Below are 16,144 nucleotides of genomic sequence, written 5' to 3' on the forward strand. Positions count from 1 at the left end.
GCCCGGCCTGCGCTCCAGCGGCCGGGGCCGCTGCCCCCGGCCGCCGCCGGAGCGTAGGCTGGGACCACCATGCCCAGGCCCGTGCTGCTGACTGTTGACGATGACCCCCAGGTGCTGCGGGCCGTGGAACGCGACCTGCGCGCCCACTACCGCCAGGACTACCGCGTGCTGCGCGCGGCTTCGGGGCCCGAGGCGCTGGAGACCCTGCAGGAACTGGCCACGCGGGGCGTACCGGTGGCCCTGATTCTCTCGGACCACCGCATGCCGGAGATGGACGGAGTGGCATTCCTGACCGCCTCACTGGCCCTGCACCCGTCGGCCCGGCGCGTGCTGCTCACCGCCTACGCCGATACCGACGCGGCCATCGGCGCCATCAACCAGGCGGGGGTGGACCGCTACCTGCTCAAGCCCTGGGACCCACCCGAAGAGCGGCTGTACCCGGTGCTGGACGAGTTGCTGGCCGAGTGGCACAGCCATTACCGCCCGGCCTTTGAAGGGGTGCGGGTGCTGGGCAGCCGCTGGTCGCCCCGCGCCTACGAACTGCGCGAGTTTCTGGCGCGCAATCATGTGCCTTACCTGTGGCTGGACGTGGAAGGTAGCGACCCCGATGTGGCCCGCCTGCAGGCCACCCCGGAAGCCGGGCAGGGGCTGCCCCTGGTGGAACTGCCGGACGGCACCCGCCTCTCAGCCCCCACCCCGGCCGAGCTCACCGAGCACGTGGGCCTGCACACCCGCGCCGAGCAGGACTTTTATGACCTGCTGATCGTGGGGGGTGGCCCGGCCGGGCTGGCAGCGGCCGTGTACGGGGCTTCCGAGGGCCTGCGCACGCTGCTGGTGGAGCGGGAAGCACCCGGCGGTCAGGCGGGGCTGAGTTCACGCATCGAGAACTATCTGGGCTTTTCCACGGGGATCTCCGGCAGCCGGCTGGCGCAGGAAGCGGTCACGCAGGCCAAACGCTTTGGCGTGGAAATCGTGACCCAGGCTGTCACCGCCCTGCGCGCGGCGGGGTCCTACCGGGTGCTGGACCTCGCAGACGGCTCCAGCGTAAGCGGCCACGCGGTGATCCTGGCCACCGGGGTGCAGTGGCGCGCGCTGGACGTGCCGGGGCTCGCCGCGCTGCAGGGCGCGGGGGTGTACTACGGGGCGGGCACCACCGAGGCCCTGGCCTGCAAGGACGAAACCGTGTACATCGTGGGCGGGGCCAATTCGGCGGGGCAGGCGGCCATGAACTTCTCGCGCTACGCACGCGAGGTGGTGCTGCTGGTGCGCGGCGGGTCACTGGCGGCCAGCATGTCGCAGTACCTCATTGAACAGATTGAGCAGACCCCCAATATCCGCGTGGAGCTGAACACCAGCGTGGTGGGCGTGCAGGGCCAGGAGCGGCTGGAGGCCATCGAGGTGCACTGCTCGGCCACCGGGCAGACCCAGACGCTGGACGCCAACTCGCTGTTTCTCTTTATTGGCGCGGTGCCGGGGACCGAGTGGCTGGCCGGCACCCTGGAACGGGACCCACAGGGCTTCGTGCTGTCCGGACCAGACCTGATGCGCGGCGGCAAGCGCCCCAGGGGCTGGCCGCTGGACCGCGACCCGGGGCTGCTGGAAACCAGCCTGCCGGGCGTGTTTGCCGTGGGCGACGTGCGCCGGGGCTCGGTCAAGCGCGTGGCCTCCGGGGTGGGCGAGGGCTCGGTGGCCATCTCGTTCGTGCATCAGTATCTGGCGCGCGTATGAGCGCCCTGCGCGAAGCGTTGCGGCGCGTTGGCGTGCTCTCGGACCTGCCGGATGACACGCTGGACTGGCTGATGGCGCAGGGCCGTGAGAGCCGCTACGCCCCCGGCGAGGTGGTCAACCACCAGGGCGATCCTGCCACCGAGATGCTGCTGTTTCTGGAAGGCGCCGTGGAAGCCCGGCGAGACGAGCAGGGCCTGCTGGGCACCCGCTACGTGGCCCGCGCCGGCGAGGCCTTCGAGGTCAGCGGCAAGCTGCCGTATTCGCGCCTGACGGTCTATCCGTCCACCTCCCGCGCCCTGGAACCCAGCTGGGTGTTCCGGGTGCCGGAAACGGCCTTTGAGGAACTGCTGTGCCGCGCGCCGCAACTGGGCCCCCGGCTGGTGGCGGTCATGGCCGACCGCATCCGCGACTCGGCGCAGAACGAGGTGCAGCGCGAGCGCCTGCTGGCCCTGGGGCGGCTGGCGGCGGGGCTGGCGCACGAACTGAACAACCCTGCTGCCGCCAGCCGCCGCGCCGCGCGGGGCCTGCGCGCCGCCCTGACTGAACTGAACCGCGCCGAGCGCGAACTGGCTGCGTGGCCCCTGGAGGGCGCTGTCCGCGCGCACCTGGCCGCGCTGGAAACGCGTGAGCGCGCCGCGCCCCCCCACCTGTCGGCCCTGGCCCGCGCGGAGCAGGAAGACGCCCTGCAGGACTGGCTGGAAGACCAGGGCGTGCAAGAGGCCCCGGACCTGGCGCCTGTGCTGATCGAGGCCGGGCTGGGCGTGCCCGACCTGACCCCGCTGGCGGCGCTGTCCCGCCCCGCCATGAACGCCGCCCTGCGCCACCTGGGGGCCCACCTGACGCTGGCGGGCCTGATCAGCGAGGTGGAGGAAGGCACGGGGCGCATCTCGGGGCTGGTGGGCGCCATCAAGGAACACACCCACCTGGACCGCGCCCCGCGCGCGCCCACCGATGTGCGCCGGGGCCTGGACAGCACCCTGACCATGCTGGGGCACCAGCTGCGCGGCGTGCGGGTCGAGCGCGACTACGCCCCGGACCTGCCGCACCTGGAGGCCAGCGCCGGCGAGCTGAACCAGGTGTGGACCAACCTGATGGCCAACGCCGCCGACGCCCTGGGTGGCCAGGGCCAGTTGCAGGTGCGCGCGCTCACCGAGGGCGGCGCGCACCTGCTGGTGGAAATCGTGGACAGCGGTCCCGGCATTCCCGAGGAGGTGCGCGCCCAGATCTTCGATCCCTTCTTCACCACCAAGGGCGTGGGCGAGGGCAGCGGCCTGGGCCTGGACATCGCCCGCCGCATCGTGCAGGGCCACCGGGGCGAGATCAGCGTGACCTCACGCCCCGGGGAAACGCGCTTTCAGGTACGCCTGCCCCTGGAAGGCGGCGGGTGACCGGATGGGAAAGAGCGGGTGGGCCCTCTCTGCGGCAGAAAGGGCCCACCCGCTGTCAGGAAGAGGGAATAGTGGGCGTCCCTCTTCCCCGCTGATCAGTACGGCTGGGCGGGCTCGCTGTGCTGTTCGGCGTCCTGTACGGCCTGGGCCTGCTTGTCTGCGGGCTGCGCCTGCGCCAGCCCCTGGGCCACGCGGCGGCCATAGTCGGCGTCGCACTGGGTCAGCAGCTCCACCATGCGCTCCTGAATGCGCGTGTCTGCCGGCGCCAGGGCGTCCACGAGGTTGCGAATGAGTTCGTCGCGCTCCCAGGGCTCAAAGGCGCGGTAGCGCTCGCCCGCCTGCCCGAAGTCGTTGGTGCGGTCCAGTGTCTGCCCCACGAGGTGGCCGGCCACATACGGCGTGTGCGGCTGGCCGGCGCGCGGCGCTTCACGCAGGCCGCCCAGCACCGAGGGCTCGTAGTTCACGTGGGGGTTCTGGCCGGGCGCGGTGTCCACCCGGTAGGCCATCTGGCCGTCGCGCTGGTTGGTCGCCACCCCCTTCCTGGGCGCGTTGATGGGCAGCTGCAGGTAGTTGGTGCCCACGCGGTAGCGCTGGGTGTCCGAGTACGAGAAGGTGCGGCCCTGCAGCATCTTGTCATCGCTGAAATCCAGCCCGTCCACCAGCACGCCGGTGCCAAAGGCGGCCTGTTCCACCTCGGCAAAGTAGTTTTCCGGGTTGCGGTTCAGGGTCATCTTGCCCACGGGCAGGAACGGGAACTGGTCCTCGGGCCAGAGCTTGGTGTCGTCCAGAGGGTCAAAATCCAGCTCGGGGTGCTCGCCGTCGCTCATGATCTGCACGCACAGTTCCCACTGCGGGAATTGCCCGGCGGCAATGTGGTCAAACAGGTCCTGGGTGGCGTGGTTGAAGTTCTTGCCCTGCACCGCCTCGGCCTCGGCCTGCGTGAGGTTGCGAATGCCCTGCAGCGGCTCCCAGTGGTACTTGACCAGCACGCCCTCGCCGTCTTTGTTCACCCACTTGTAGGTATTCACACCCGAGCCCTGCATCTGGCGGTAGTTGGCCGGAATACCCCAGGGCGAGAACAGGAAGGTGATCATGTGCATGGCTTCGGGCGTCTGGCTGATGAAATCGAAGATGCGCTGCCCATCCTGGCGGTTGGTCACGGGGTCGGGCTTGAAGGCGTGCACCAGATCGGGAAACTTCATGGGGTCGCGGATGAAGAACACCTTGAGGTTGTTGCCCACGAGGTCCCAGTTGCCGTCCTCGGTGTAGAACTTCACCGCAAAGCCGCGCGGGTCGCGCAGGGTTTCGGGCGAGTGCCCGCCGTGAATCACGCTGGAAAAGCGCACGAACACCGGGGTCTGCTGGCCCGCCTCCTGAAACAGCTTCGCGCGGGTGTACCGGCTGATCGGCTCGCCCCCCACCGTGCCGTACGCCTCGAACACGCCGTGGGCGCCGGCCCCCCGGGCATGCACCACGCGCTCGGGCACCCGCTCGCGGTCAAAGTGGCTGATTTTCTCCAGAAAGTGATAGTTCTCCAGCGTCACTGGGCCGCGGGGGCCCACAGTGCGCACATGCTGGTTGTCGGTCACCGGGTGGCCCTGGCGGGTGGTGAGGGTGGTCTGGCCCTCCTGCTCGCGGGGCGCTGAGGCCGGGGTGGCTTCGCCTTGGGCCGCTGCGGGGCCCTGTGGGGTGTGGTCGTCCATAGGCCCGGTTATACCCAAGTTGGCCGGGCCTGCACGCGCGCCGGGTTCCGCGTGCAGGGACAGGGCGGCGCCGCGCTGGCCTTTGTGGGACGGCGTACAGCGGTGGACCACCAACTGGCTAGAGTGAAACTTTTTGCCCCGGACAGACAGCACGGCCCCCGGCCCATTCCACTGCAAGAGGCAGGGCGAACGATCGCGCCGCTCGCCCTGTCCCACCGCTCCCTGCCTACAGCCGTGTCAGGTCCGGGTATTTCTGAATGGCCTCGTCCTCGCTCAGGAATTCACCCGGGGCGTCGGGGCTCCAGATAACTTCAGCCCGGATCAGGTCGCCGGGGGCCACGCTGCTGATGGCACTCAGGGCCGCGCGGGCCTCCTGGGCGGTGGTCACGCCCGCCGGGGGCAGGGCGGCCAGCGCGTGCGCCGCCACGGCGATGGTCACGGCCAGATACTGGTCGCCGGCCTCAGGCTGGAAGGTGTAGTCGCTGCGCTGCTGGTAGCCGCTGCGCGGATCATTGTTCTGGTAGTTGCTGGTGGTCTGCTCGGTAAAGGCGGCGCGGGCCTGGGTGGCCCAGGCGCCCACCTGACTGTCGGCCGTGGTGGCCGAGCCCTGGGCGCGCTGCACATTGCCGTACACCCAGCGTTCGGGGTGGCGCAGCAGCACCAGCGCGGCTTCCTGCAACATGCGGGTCAGGCCCTCGTTCGTGTCGGGGTCGCCGGTCTGGGCCACCCGGGCCAGGGCCCGCTTGACCTCCTCGCCCTCGGCCAGCAGCACCTGTACGCTCAGCGCCTGCGCGGTGCCGCTGACCGCGCTCAGGCCCCGCGCGCCGCTGCCGCCTAGGCCCCGGCGCAGGGCCCCCACCACCATAAAAATGACGCCGCCCATGATCAGCAGGCCGATCAGGCCAAAGCCGCCGCCGCCAGAGCCAAACCCGCCGCCGTAGCCGCCCCCGCCAATGATGATGGGCCCGCTGTATCCACCGCCATAGCCGCCGCCGTAGCCGCCGCTGTACCCACCCCCGTAATCGCCCCCGCGCGAGGGGCTGCTATACCCACCCCCACCGCCATAGCCACCCCCCGAACTGCCTGAACTGCGGCCCCCAAAACCGCCGCCGGACTGCGCGTGGGCCAGCCCCAGCAGCAGGGGCAGCAGCAGGGTACTCAGCAGCAGGAAGCGGCGCAGCGGGGCAAACAGGGGCGGCTGTGCGGTCATACCGCAGTGTACTGGCCCTCCAGAAGCGCAGCTGCACCGTTTCTTATGGGGTGGTGATGGATTTTGTTCACGAATGCTGTCCGGCGTAGGCGCCCAGGCGGCGTACACTGGCCGGCGTGAGTGCACGCGCCGTCATCCTGACCCCCGACGCCTGGACGGCCTTTCTGGGCCGCCTGTACGAGCGCGACGACCGGCTGGACGTGCGCCAGGAAGGCCAGACCTACGCGGCAGATGAGCTGGTGGACGCCTGGGTACTCAGCGGCCACGCCGAGGCGCTGCGCAGCGCCGAGGTGGACGGCGACCTATGGGGCACCCTGCAGGACCTGGAGGAAAGCGCGGGGTCCGAGGAGGAGGCGTGGGCCAGGATCGTGGCCTTTTACCTGGACCGCGGCTGCGTGCTGGTGCAGGTGCGGGGCCTGGACGAGCCCGAGGACTGGATTCTCAGCGAAACGCTGGCCCGCCGCCTGGGCCTGCCGGTGGACTGAGGGGCACGGCTGGCTGCTGCCTGGCCGGTCCAGAGCAGAAGCAGAGAGCCCCCACACCCGCAGGGGAGGCGAGAACCCTCTGCGCTGCCCGAAGTGAATCGGTGTTGCCCGCAATGGCGCTCGCGCCCAGCGCAGCGCCGTCCGGTCCCTGCCCTGGCCCCGGCGTGAACCGCGTGTAAATCGCGCCTCATCCCGTACAGATGAGGGGGGCGTAGGCTCTTTCTCATGAGAGAGCATCATTTTCCCCTGAAACGTCTGCTGGTGCTGGGTGCCCTGGTGGGCGCCGGCGCGTACTACTTCAGCCGCGAGCAGAACCGCCGCGCGCTGGACGCCAAGCTGGCCGAACTGGGCCTGAAAGACGCCGCGCACGACGTGGGCCAGAGCGTGACCAAGGGCTGGGAAAAGACCAAGGAAGCCGCCAAGGACGCGGGCGCCGTGCTGGCCGAAAAGGCCAGTGAGGTCAAGGACGCGGCGAGCACGGGCGGGGTTCAGGCTGCTGCCGAGAAGGCCAAGGACGTGGCCGGCGACGTGAAAACGGCCGTGGGGGGCGCCGCCACCCAGGCCGGAGCCGCGGCCCAGGGCGTGGCCCAGACCGCCAGCGACAAGGCCCAGGACCTGAAGGCCGACGCCAAGGCAGGCGCCCAGCAGGCCGCCAGCGACCTGAAGGCGGGCGCGCAGCAAGCCGCTGAAGGGGCCAGGACCACTGCCCAGACAGCCGCGCAGGGTGCGGGTCAGAGCACCCAGAAACCCGCTGCCCAGGGCGGCACCCCGGCCCAGGCGAACAGCCAGGGCGCAGCAGGCACCCAGCCCCAGACGAACCAGGGCCAGCAGGGGAACGCAGGCACCGGCCCCAAACCCGGCAGCAACGGCAAAGCCTGAACGGCGCTCTCCCCGGCCCCTCCCTCTGCCTGGGGGGGCTGTTCTCTTTGCCCGGTTCTCTTTGTGCAGGCCCCGCACCGTAAGGCGTGTTCCTGCCCGCCCTGAGCACTGCCCGCTACACTCGCCCCATGACGCGCCGGGATGAGCAGGGCCAGACCCAGACACTGGAGCGCACGCACACCGAGAAGCCCCGGCTGTTTCGGGTGCTGCTGCTGAACGATGACTACACGCCCATGGACTTTGTGGTGATGGTGCTGCGGCGCTACTTTCGCAAGGCCCAGCCCGACGCCGAGCTGATCATGCTGGCGGTCCACCGCAAGGGCCAGGGGGTGGCCGGGGTCTACCCGCGCGACGTGGCCGAGACCAAGGTGGCGCAGGTCACCGCGCACGCCCGGCAGGAGGGCCACCCGCTGCGGGTGGTGGCCGAGCCGGAATGAAGCCCCCCACGAACCCCTTCCGGAGGCGCACATGATTGGAGACCACCTGCAAGTCACGATTGCCCGCGCAGCCGACTATGCGCGCGAGGCGGGGCACGAATACGTGACCCAGGAACACCTGCTGCTGGCCCTGACCCACGACCCTGAAGCCAGAGACGCCCTGCTGGCCCTGGGCGTGGACGTGCCGCGCCTGCGTGATGAGCTGCAGGCGGCGCTGTCCAGCCTGGAGGCGCTGCCAGACGCCGAACCAGACTTCACCCTGGGGGTGCACCGGGTGGTGGAAGGCGCCGTGCTGCAACTGCACGCCAGCGGCAAGAGCCACGAGCAGGCCGACGGCGCCCGCGTGCTGGCCGAACTGCTGGAGGAAGAGGACAGTGCCGCGCGCGCCGCCCTGGAAGCGCAGGGGGTGACGCGGCTGGACGTGCTGAGTTACCTGTCGCACGGGGTCGCCCGGGTGCCGGGCCGCGAGCGCGAACGCCGCGTGGCCGGGGTGGACGGCCCCGGCGAAGCCGCCCCCGAGGCCGAGCCCGATCCCCTGGCCGCCTACGCCACCGACCTGACCGCCCAGGCCCGCGCGGGCGCCTTTGACCCGGTGATCGGGCGCGCGGCGGAGCTGGAACGCATGGTGCATGTGCTGGCGCGGCGCACGAAGAACAACCCCGTGCTGGTGGGCGAACCCGGCGTGGGCAAAACGGCGCTGGCCGAGGGGCTGGCGCAGCGCGTGGTGGGCGGGCAGGCCCCGGGGTTCCTGCGCGGCGCCGCCGTGTACGCCCTGGACCTGGGGGCGCTGCTGGCCGGCACCCGCTACCGGGGCGATTTCGAGGCGCGGCTCAAGGCCGTGCTCTCCGCCCTGGATGGCCAGAACGCTGTGCTGTTCATTGACGAACTGCACACCCTGGTGGGCGCCGGGGCCACCGAGGGCGGCAGCGTGGACGCCGCCAACCTCCTCAAACCGGCGCTGGCCCGGGGGCGGCTGCGGGTGCTGGGCGCCACCACGCCCGCCGAGGTGCGTCACCTGGAAAAAGACCGCGCGCTGTGGCGCCGCTTTCAGACGGTGGAGGTGCCCGAGCCCGGCGAGGACGACGCCCTGGCCATCGTGCAGGGGCTGGCCAGCCGCTACGCCGCCCACCACGGCGTGAGCTACACCCCGGGGGCACTGGAAGCGGCCGTGCGCCTGTCGGTGCGCCATCTGCGCGACCGCTTCCTGCCCGACAAGGCCATTGACGTGCTGGACGAGGCCGGAGCGGCCCGGTCCAGCAACAGCACAGGGGGCAGCATTGAGATCAGCGACATTGAGGCCACAGTGGCCCGCATGGCCCGGGTGCCGCTGGGCGCTGTGAAGGCCGAAGAAGTCACCTCGCTGGCGACCCTGGAAGCGGACCTGAAGACGCGCGTGTATGGGCAGGACGCGGCGGTGGCAGCCGTGGCGAGCGCCGTGAAACTGGCCCGCGCTGGCCTGCGAGACCTGAACAAGCCCCAGGGCATGTTTCTGCTGGCCGGCCCCACCGGCGTGGGCAAGACCGAGCTGGCCCGCGCGCTGGCCGAGCGGCTGGGCATTCATCTGGCGCGATTTGACATGAGCGAGTACCAGGAAGCGCACACCGTGGCCCGCCTGATTGGCGCCCCGCCCGGCTACGTGGGTTTTGACCAGGGTGGCCTGCTCACAGACGCCGTGGCCAGGCATCCGCACGCTGTGGTGCTGCTGGACGAGATTGAAAAGGCCCATCCGGACGTGTACAACCTCTTCCTGCAGCTGATGGACCACGGCACCCTGACCGACCACACCGGCAAGAAGGTGGACGGCCGGGGTCTGCTGCTGCTGTTCACCACCAACGCGGGGGCCGCCGACGCCGCGCGCCCCGCCCTGGGCTTTTCCCGCGTGGGCCGCGCCGGCGAGGAAGCCGAGGCGGTGAAGCGCACCTTCAGCCCCGAGTTCCGCAATCGGCTGGACGCCACGCTGCACTTTGCGCCGCTGTCCCCGGCGGTGATGAACGATGTGGTGGACAAATTCTTGCGCGAATTGCAGGTGCAGCTGCAGGAACGCGGCGTGAGCCTGAGCGTGACCCCCGCTGCCCGCGCCCGGCTGGCGACCCTGGGCTACGACCCGGCGCTGGGGGCCCGGCCGCTGGCGCGCGTGATTGACACGCACCTGAAACAGCCCCTGGCCGACGCCCTGCTGTTCGGGCGCCTGGAGGGGGGCGGCCCCGTGACGGTGGACATCAAAGAGGGTGAATTCACCCTTTCCTGAGCTGGTGGGGGAAGACCTAAAGACGTGTTGCCACTTTCCTCATACCGCTCCCCGGGGTCAGCCGGGAAGATGGCAGGCATGAAACCCACCCTGCTGGCCCTGATCACCGCTGCCCTGCTGGCGTCCTGCGCGCCCCAGAACGAAGGCGAGACCACCACCACCGAAACCACCACGACGGAAACCACGACCGACACGGGCACGGAGACCACCGAAACCACCACGGAAAGCACCGACACGGCAACCACCGAGGGCACCACCGACGCCGCCGACGATGCCGCCGACCCCGGCGCCGACAGCACCCTGACCAACAGCGACGATGCGAACGCCAGCGAGGAAGTGGATATGGCCGTGGGCGACGGCCTGGAAGGCACCGTGACCGACTTTGACGGCACCGCCCAGACCTTCACCCTCAATGAGAACGACGCCAACTACGCTGTGCAGGTCTCGGCCGACACGGTGTATGAAGGCACCGCCACCAGCGCCGACGAGTTCTTCGGCACCGACCGCGCCGACGCCAACGTGGCCGTTGAAGGCGACATCGACGAGAGCACCAACACCCTGAACGCCACCAAGATCACCCTGAACTGAGCTGCAGCCCTGGCACCGGCCTTCCTTGATGGAGGCCGGTGTTGTGTGTGCCCGCAAAGCTGCCCGGAAGACGAAGCCCACAGGCACCCCTTTGCCGACACGCCCTGTTGCCGCTGGGCGGCCCTGTTCGCCACGCTGGCCAATCGGGGAGGACGCCACATGACCACCCGAGGGGCCGTCCTCCTTCCTGCCTCCGCATAGTACGGACTTCGATGGAATTGTTGGCAGAAACGATACAATTCGAGCGGACTCGGAGAGCTGCTTCACAGCGCGAGCAGGAGGAACACGTCGCCCCGGGCGTGGCGTGAGCAATTCGGTTCTGTTCCGGATTGTGGGCGTTACAGACAGAATCCGTATAACAGAAAAAACCGGGCTTTGGTGCGGCCCGGTCTGCTGTGATGAGCACCGATTAAACCGGGGCCACCTCCGCTGGCAGGGCCTCAATAAAGGCCGCACCCGTGCTGGCGCGCACCTCGTCCAGGGTGGCGCCGGGCATCAGTTCAGTCAGGGTGAGCACGCCGCCCCGGAATTCAAACACCGCCTTGTCGGTAATCACCAGATCCACCGCGCCGCGTGCGGTCAGCGGCAGGGTGCAGTCCGGGACGATCTTGGGCGTGCCGTCGGGGTCGGTATGACTCATGGTGATGATCAGGCGCCGCGCCCCGCCCGCCAGATCCATGGCGCCGCCCACGCCCAGAAGCGGCTTGCCAGGCACCGCCCAGTTGGCCAGGTTGCCGCAGGCGTCCACCTGCAGGCCGCCCATCACCGCCACATCCACATGCCGCCCGCGAATCATGGCAAAGGAATCGGCGCTGTCAAAGTAGCTGGCCCCTGGCAGGGCAGTCACCGGAATCTTGCCCGCGTTCACCGGATAGTCCAGCGCGCCGCCGTCCTCGGGGGCGGGGCCCACGCCCAGCATGCCGTTCTCGGTGTGCAGGTTCACGCCGTGTTCGGGCGTGATCAGGTCGGCCACCAGCGTAGGAATGCCAATACCCAGGTTCACCACGTCGCCCCTGTTCAGCTCCCTCAGGGCGCGGCGGGCCATGTTCATGCGCGCCTCGTCCACCCGCTTGGCACTGGCCTTCACGCTGGCACTGGACCCCAGGTGTTCAGGCAACAGCGGCGCCTGCACCAGATAGTCCACGTACAGCCCTGGCGTGTGCACCTGCTCGGGTGGGATGGTCCCCACCGGCACGATTTCTTCCACCTCGGCAATCACGAGGTCGGCGGCGGTGGCCATCGCCTTGTTGAAGTTCTGCTCGGTCAGGCGGTACTGCAGGTTGCCCGCTGTGTCGGCCCGCCACGCGCGCACAAAGGCCACGTCGCCGCGCAGGGCAGGCACGAAGATCATTTCCTGTCCGTTCAGGGTGCGCACGTCGGCGTCCCCGGCAATCAGGGTGCCGGCGGCCGTGGGCGTGTAGAAGCCGCCCAGCCCGGCGCCCCCGGCCCGCAGCGCCTCGGCCAGTGTGCCCTGGGGCAGCAGTTGCACCTCCAGCCAGCCCTCCTGGTTCGCCTTTACGGCTTCGGGGTTGGACGTGAAGTACGAGCCCACCGCCCGGGCAATCTGCCGGTTGCGCAGCAGTCTTCCCCCGCTCAGCCCGGGCTCGGATACGTTGTTCGCCACGTAGGTCAGGCCCCGCACGTCCGTTTGGGCCAGCGCATGCACCAGATGCACCGGGTTGCCGGTCATGCCAAACCCCCCCACCAGCAGGGTCTGGCCGCTTTTCACCTGGGCAGCGGCTTCCTGCGGGGTGATCACGGGAACGATTTTCATGCCTCCACCCGCTCAATGATGGCGGCCTCGCCCTGGCCCACGCCCACGCAGAGGGTGGCCAGGCCATAGCGCCCTTCCCGACGGGCCAGTTCGTGCGTCAGGGCCACGATCAGGCGGGCGCCGCTCATGCCCAGCGGGTGGCCCAGGGCGATGGCGCCGCCGTTGACGTTCACCTTCTCCTCGGGCAGGCCCAGTTCACGGATGCAGGCCAGTGCCTGCACGGCAAACGCCTCGTTCAGCTCAATCAGGTCCAGGTCGGCCACGCTCAGGCCGGTGCGCGCCAGAACCTTGCGGGTGGCGGGAATGGGCCCCAGGCCCATCACGCGCGCCTCCACGCCTGCCGAGGCGCCGCCCACCCAGCGGGCCAGCGGGGTGATCCCCAGCTCGCGCGCCCGGGCGGCCGACATCAGCACCAGGGCCGCCGCGCCGTCGTTCAGGCCGCTGGCGTTGCCAGCCGTCACGCTGCCGCCCTTGCGGAAGGCGGGTTTCAGGCCCTCCAGGGTGGCTTCATCGGTGGCCAGGGTGTAGGTGTCGCCCTCTTTTTTCATGCGTGGGTGCTCGTCGGTGTCAAATACGGTCACGCCCTTGCGGCCCCTCACCTCCACCGGCACGATCTGGGACTTGAAGTGACCGGCGTTGATCGCGGCCACGGCCTTGCCCTGGCTCTCCAGGGCAAAGGCGTCCTGCGCCGCGCGGGTGATCTCGCCGCCCGCATAGGCCCCGTCGCGGCTGCGCCCGGCGATGTTCTCGGCCGTCTCCCCCATCGCTTCCAGGGGAAACAGGGCTTCCAGGGCAGGGTTGGGAAAGCGCCAGCCCAGGGTGGTGTCATAGGCAGTCACGTTGCCGTTGGCAAACGCCTGTGGGCCCTTGGGCATCACCAGCGGCGCGCGGGTCATGCTTTCCACGCCGCCCACCACATACACGTCGCCGTCGCCGCTGCGAATGGCGCGCGCCGCCGTGTTCACAGCCGAGAGGCCGCTGGCACACAGGCGGTTGACCGTCAGGCCCGCCACTGTGTCGGGCAGCCCGGCCAGCAGCGCCGCCATGCGGGCCACGTTGCGGTTGTCCTCGCCCGCCTGATTGGCGCAGCCGAAAATCACCTCTTCAATCTCGTCGCCGCTCACCCCGGCGCGGGCCACCGCCTCGCGGATCACCAGGGCGGCCAGATCGTCGGGGCGCACGCTGGCCAGGGCGCCGCGAATGGCGCCGATGGGGGTGCGAACCGCCGAGACAATCACCACGTCGCGGTCGTGCAGGGTCTGGAGGGTCAGGGGGGCGGGGGTCTGGGGGGCAGTCATGCACACACTCCGGTTGGGGGGGGGTCAGGGCAGCGAAAGGGGCCTGGGCGCCGCCCGGGACGGGGGAGCCACCGGCAGGCCAGGAATCAACAGCCGCATTCAAGCGCGCCTGCGGGCACTTTGGAAGGGCCGGCGGCCTGGCAAACGGAACGCCGCCCCAGGCATTCGTGAGGTGCCGGGGCGGCGAACACTGCTGAAAGAAAGGTGAGGGCCCGTCCTGATCCACACGGCCGTCTGTTCCGCCGCCCCATCGCAACACCGCCGGAGGGCCGGCGTCACGGCCAGTGGGCCGTGACTTTTCCCCGCGCGCTGATGAAATCGCTTTTGTCAGCGGTAGTGCCGGGGGGCCGGATCAGGAGGGCCGGCTGCGGCGCAGACGGCCCAGCAGGGCAAACACCTGCCGCTGCTCTTCGGCCTGAATGGCCCGGCGCAGGGCCTCGGGGGACAGGGGCCGCACCGCCGCCTCGGCCTGTGCCGGGGGCGGGGCAGACGGCCGGGCCGGGGTGTGGGGCTGTGCGTCGCCATTCAGGTAAGGCGTCCCCCACGCCCCCCATGTCGACTGATCCGCGTCCCTGGCCTTCCTGGTCATGGGCACAGGGTAGGCGCCGGGTTCACACAATTCTCTGACGAACTGAGCGCGGCATGAAGCGCGCATGTGGACAGCCCCTGAACGCCCGGCAGCCCGCAGCCGGTATGCTCGCGGGCGCCAGAGGCACGGCTGTATTCGCCTGCCTGAAGGGAGAACCCCACGATGAGCATCACCACCACCCCCGCCTGGAAGGCCCTGCAGGAACACCACGACGAACTGAAAGCCGCCCATCTGCGCGACCTGTTTGCCGCTGACCCCACGCGCGGCGAGACGCTGTGCGCCGAGGGCGCGGGCCTTTATCTGGATTACAGCAAGAATCGCGTCACGCGGCAGACGCTGGAACTGCTGTGCGACCTTGCGCGGGCCGCGGGGGTGGAGCGCAGACGCGACGCCATGCTGGCCGGCGAGAAGATCAACGTGACCGAGGACCGCGCCGTGCTGCACACCGCCCTGCGCCAGCCCCGGGACGCGGCGGTGTCGGTGGACGGCCGCAACGTGGTGCCTGACGTGCACGGGGTCCTGGACCGCATGGCGGCCTTTGCCGAGGCGGTGCGCGGCGGCACGTGGCGGGGCCACACGGGCAAGCCGCTGAAAAACATCGTGAATATCGGCATTGGCGGCAGCGACCTGGGGCCGGTCATGGCCTACGAGGCGCTGAAGTTCTATGCCCAGCGCGACCTGACCCTGCGCTTCGTGTCGAACGTGGACGGCACGGATCTGGTGGAAAAGACGCGCGACCTGAAGCCGGAAGAGACACTGTTTCTCGTGAGTTCCAAGACCTTTACCACCCAGGAGACCATGGCCAATGCCCGCTCGGCCCGCGCGTGGCTGCTCTCGGCGCTGGGGGACGAGGCGGCGGTGGCGCGGCATTTCGCGGCCGTGAGCACGAACGCCGCCGAGGTGGAGCGCTTCGGCATCGACACGGCCAACATGTTCGGGTTCTGGGACTGGGTGGGCGGGCGCTATTCCATGGACAGCGCCATTGGCCTGAGCCTGATGATCGCGGTGGGCCCCGGGCACTTCCGCGAGCTGCTGGCGGGCTTTCACGACATGGACGAGCATTTCCGCACCGCGCCACTGGAGCACAACCTGCCCGCGCTGCTGGCACTGCTGGGGGTGTGGTACAACAACTTTTTCGGCGCCCAGACGCACGCGGTGCTGCCCTACGACCAGTATCTGGCGTATTTCCCGGCCTACTTGCAGCAACTGGACATGGAAAGCAACGGCAAATCGGTCACCCTGGAGGGCGAGGTGGTGGACTACCAGACCGGGCCGGTGGTCTGGGGCCAGCCCGGCACCAACGGCCAGCACGCCTTTTACCAGCTGATTCACCAGGGCACCAAGCTGATTCCCTGCGACTTCATCGCCTTTTGCCAGACGCTCAACCCCCTGCCCTTGCCCGGCGGCGCCCCCCACCACGACCTGCTGAGCGCCAACGTGTTCGCGCAGACCGAGGCCCTGGCCTTTGGCAAGACCCAGGCCCAGGTGCTGGCCGAGGGGGGGGTGAGCCCGGACCTGGCGCCCCACCGCGTCTTTGAGGGCAACCGGCCCACCAACACCCTGCTGGCCGACCGCCTGACCCCGCGCACCCTGGGCGCCCTGATTGCCCTGTACGAACATAAGGTCTTTGTGCAGGGCGCCGTGTGGAACATCAATTCTTTCGACCAGTGGGGAGTGGAACTGGGCAAGGTGCTGGCCAGCCAGATTGTGCCGGAACTGGGCGAGGCTGAACCTGAACTGGCGCACGACAGCTCCACCAACGCCCTGATTCGCCGCTACCGCGCCCGGCGCTGAGGGTCCAGCCGCCGCCCGCGCCG

The 16,144-nt window shown here is 69.7% G+C and carries 13 protein-coding genes; 8 read left to right on the top strand and 5 right to left on the bottom strand.

From position 1 onward, the window contains the following. Positions 1 to 69: 69 nt before the first annotated feature. On the top strand, positions 70 to 1,728 hold the full coding sequence (locus C8263_RS04520) for an NAD(P)/FAD-dependent oxidoreductase (protein WP_107136915.1): 1,659 nt from the start codon (positions 70 to 72) through the stop codon (positions 1,726 to 1,728). Beyond that, on the top strand, positions 1,725 to 3,116 hold the full coding sequence (locus C8263_RS04525; protein ID WP_107136916.1) for a sensor histidine kinase: 1,392 nt from the start codon (positions 1,725 to 1,727) through the stop codon (positions 3,114 to 3,116). Before C8263_RS04520 ends, C8263_RS04525 begins: the two co-directional genes overlap by 4 nt. Before the next feature lie 95 nt (positions 3,117 to 3,211). Here the strand turns inward: C8263_RS04525 and C8263_RS04530 are convergent, their stop codons facing one another. Both C8263_RS04530 and C8263_RS04535 read right to left on the bottom strand, forming a co-directional pair. Next, a complete protein-coding gene (locus tag C8263_RS04530; protein ID WP_107136917.1) occupies positions 3,212 to 4,819 on the bottom strand; it encodes a catalase in 1,608 nt (535 codons plus the stop codon). A 226-nt stretch (positions 4,820 to 5,045) separates the two neighbouring features. Continuing rightward, positions 5,046 to 6,029, bottom strand: coding sequence for a DUF1517 domain-containing protein (locus tag C8263_RS04535; RefSeq protein WP_107136918.1), 984 nt, complete (start codon positions 6,027 to 6,029; stop codon positions 5,046 to 5,048). A gap of 116 nt (positions 6,030 to 6,145) precedes the next feature. On the opposite strand from C8263_RS04535, the gene C8263_RS04540 reads away from it, so the two are divergent. The 5 genes from C8263_RS04540 to C8263_RS04560 all read left to right on the top strand — a co-directional run bounded on the left by C8263_RS04540 (position 6,146) and on the right by C8263_RS04560 (position 10,666). After that, the gene (locus C8263_RS04540; RefSeq protein WP_107136919.1) at positions 6,146 to 6,514 is read left to right on the top strand and encodes a hypothetical protein; all 369 of its coding nucleotides are present in this window, start codon (positions 6,146 to 6,148) and stop codon (positions 6,512 to 6,514) included. 225 nt (positions 6,515 to 6,739) lie between these two features. Further along, positions 6,740 to 7,393, top strand: a complete 654-nt coding sequence (locus tag C8263_RS04545) for a YtxH domain-containing protein (RefSeq protein ID WP_107136920.1) — start codon at positions 6,740 to 6,742, stop codon at positions 7,391 to 7,393. 128 nt (positions 7,394 to 7,521) lie between these two features. Beyond that, a complete protein-coding gene (clpS, locus tag C8263_RS04550) occupies positions 7,522 to 7,830 on the top strand; it encodes an ATP-dependent Clp protease adapter ClpS (protein WP_107137035.1) in 309 nt (102 codons plus the stop codon). Positions 7,831 to 7,861: 31 nt separating this feature from the next. Then, on the top strand, positions 7,862 to 10,078 hold the full coding sequence (locus C8263_RS04555) for an AAA family ATPase (RefSeq protein ID WP_107136921.1): 2,217 nt from the start codon (positions 7,862 to 7,864) through the stop codon (positions 10,076 to 10,078). Positions 10,079 to 10,156: 78 nt separating this feature from the next. Next, positions 10,157 to 10,666: a hypothetical protein gene (locus tag C8263_RS04560; RefSeq protein ID WP_107136922.1), complete on the top strand. Its 510-nt coding sequence runs from the start codon at positions 10,157 to 10,159 to the stop codon at positions 10,664 to 10,666. Positions 10,667 to 11,075: 409 nt separating this feature from the next. On the opposite strand, the gene C8263_RS04565 is transcribed toward C8263_RS04560, so the two are convergent. The 3 genes from C8263_RS04565 to C8263_RS18845 all read right to left on the bottom strand — a co-directional run bounded on the left by C8263_RS04565 (position 11,076) and on the right by C8263_RS18845 (position 14,327). Then, positions 11,076 to 12,440: a 3-oxoacid CoA-transferase gene (locus C8263_RS04565; protein ID WP_107136923.1), complete on the bottom strand. Its 1,365-nt coding sequence runs from the start codon at positions 12,438 to 12,440 to the stop codon at positions 11,076 to 11,078. Then, on the bottom strand, positions 12,437 to 13,738 hold the full coding sequence (locus tag C8263_RS04570) for a thiolase family protein (RefSeq protein WP_107136924.1): 1,302 nt from the start codon (positions 13,736 to 13,738) through the stop codon (positions 12,437 to 12,439). Before C8263_RS04570 ends, C8263_RS04565 begins: the two co-directional genes overlap by 4 nt. A gap of 352 nt (positions 13,739 to 14,090) precedes the next feature. Beyond that, on the bottom strand, positions 14,091 to 14,327 hold the full coding sequence (locus C8263_RS18845) for a hypothetical protein (RefSeq protein WP_146160591.1): 237 nt from the start codon (positions 14,325 to 14,327) through the stop codon (positions 14,091 to 14,093). Between the two features lie 162 nt (positions 14,328 to 14,489). On the opposite strand from C8263_RS18845, the gene pgi reads away from it, so the two are divergent. Beyond that, positions 14,490 to 16,121: a glucose-6-phosphate isomerase gene (gene pgi / locus C8263_RS04575; RefSeq protein WP_107136925.1), complete on the top strand. Its 1,632-nt coding sequence runs from the start codon at positions 14,490 to 14,492 to the stop codon at positions 16,119 to 16,121. Positions 16,122 to 16,144: the final 23 nt, after the last annotated feature.

The sequence above is a fragment of the Deinococcus arcticus genome (genome assembly GCF_003028415.1).
GTDB lineage: Bacteria > Deinococcota > Deinococci > Deinococcales > Deinococcaceae > Deinococcus > Deinococcus arcticus.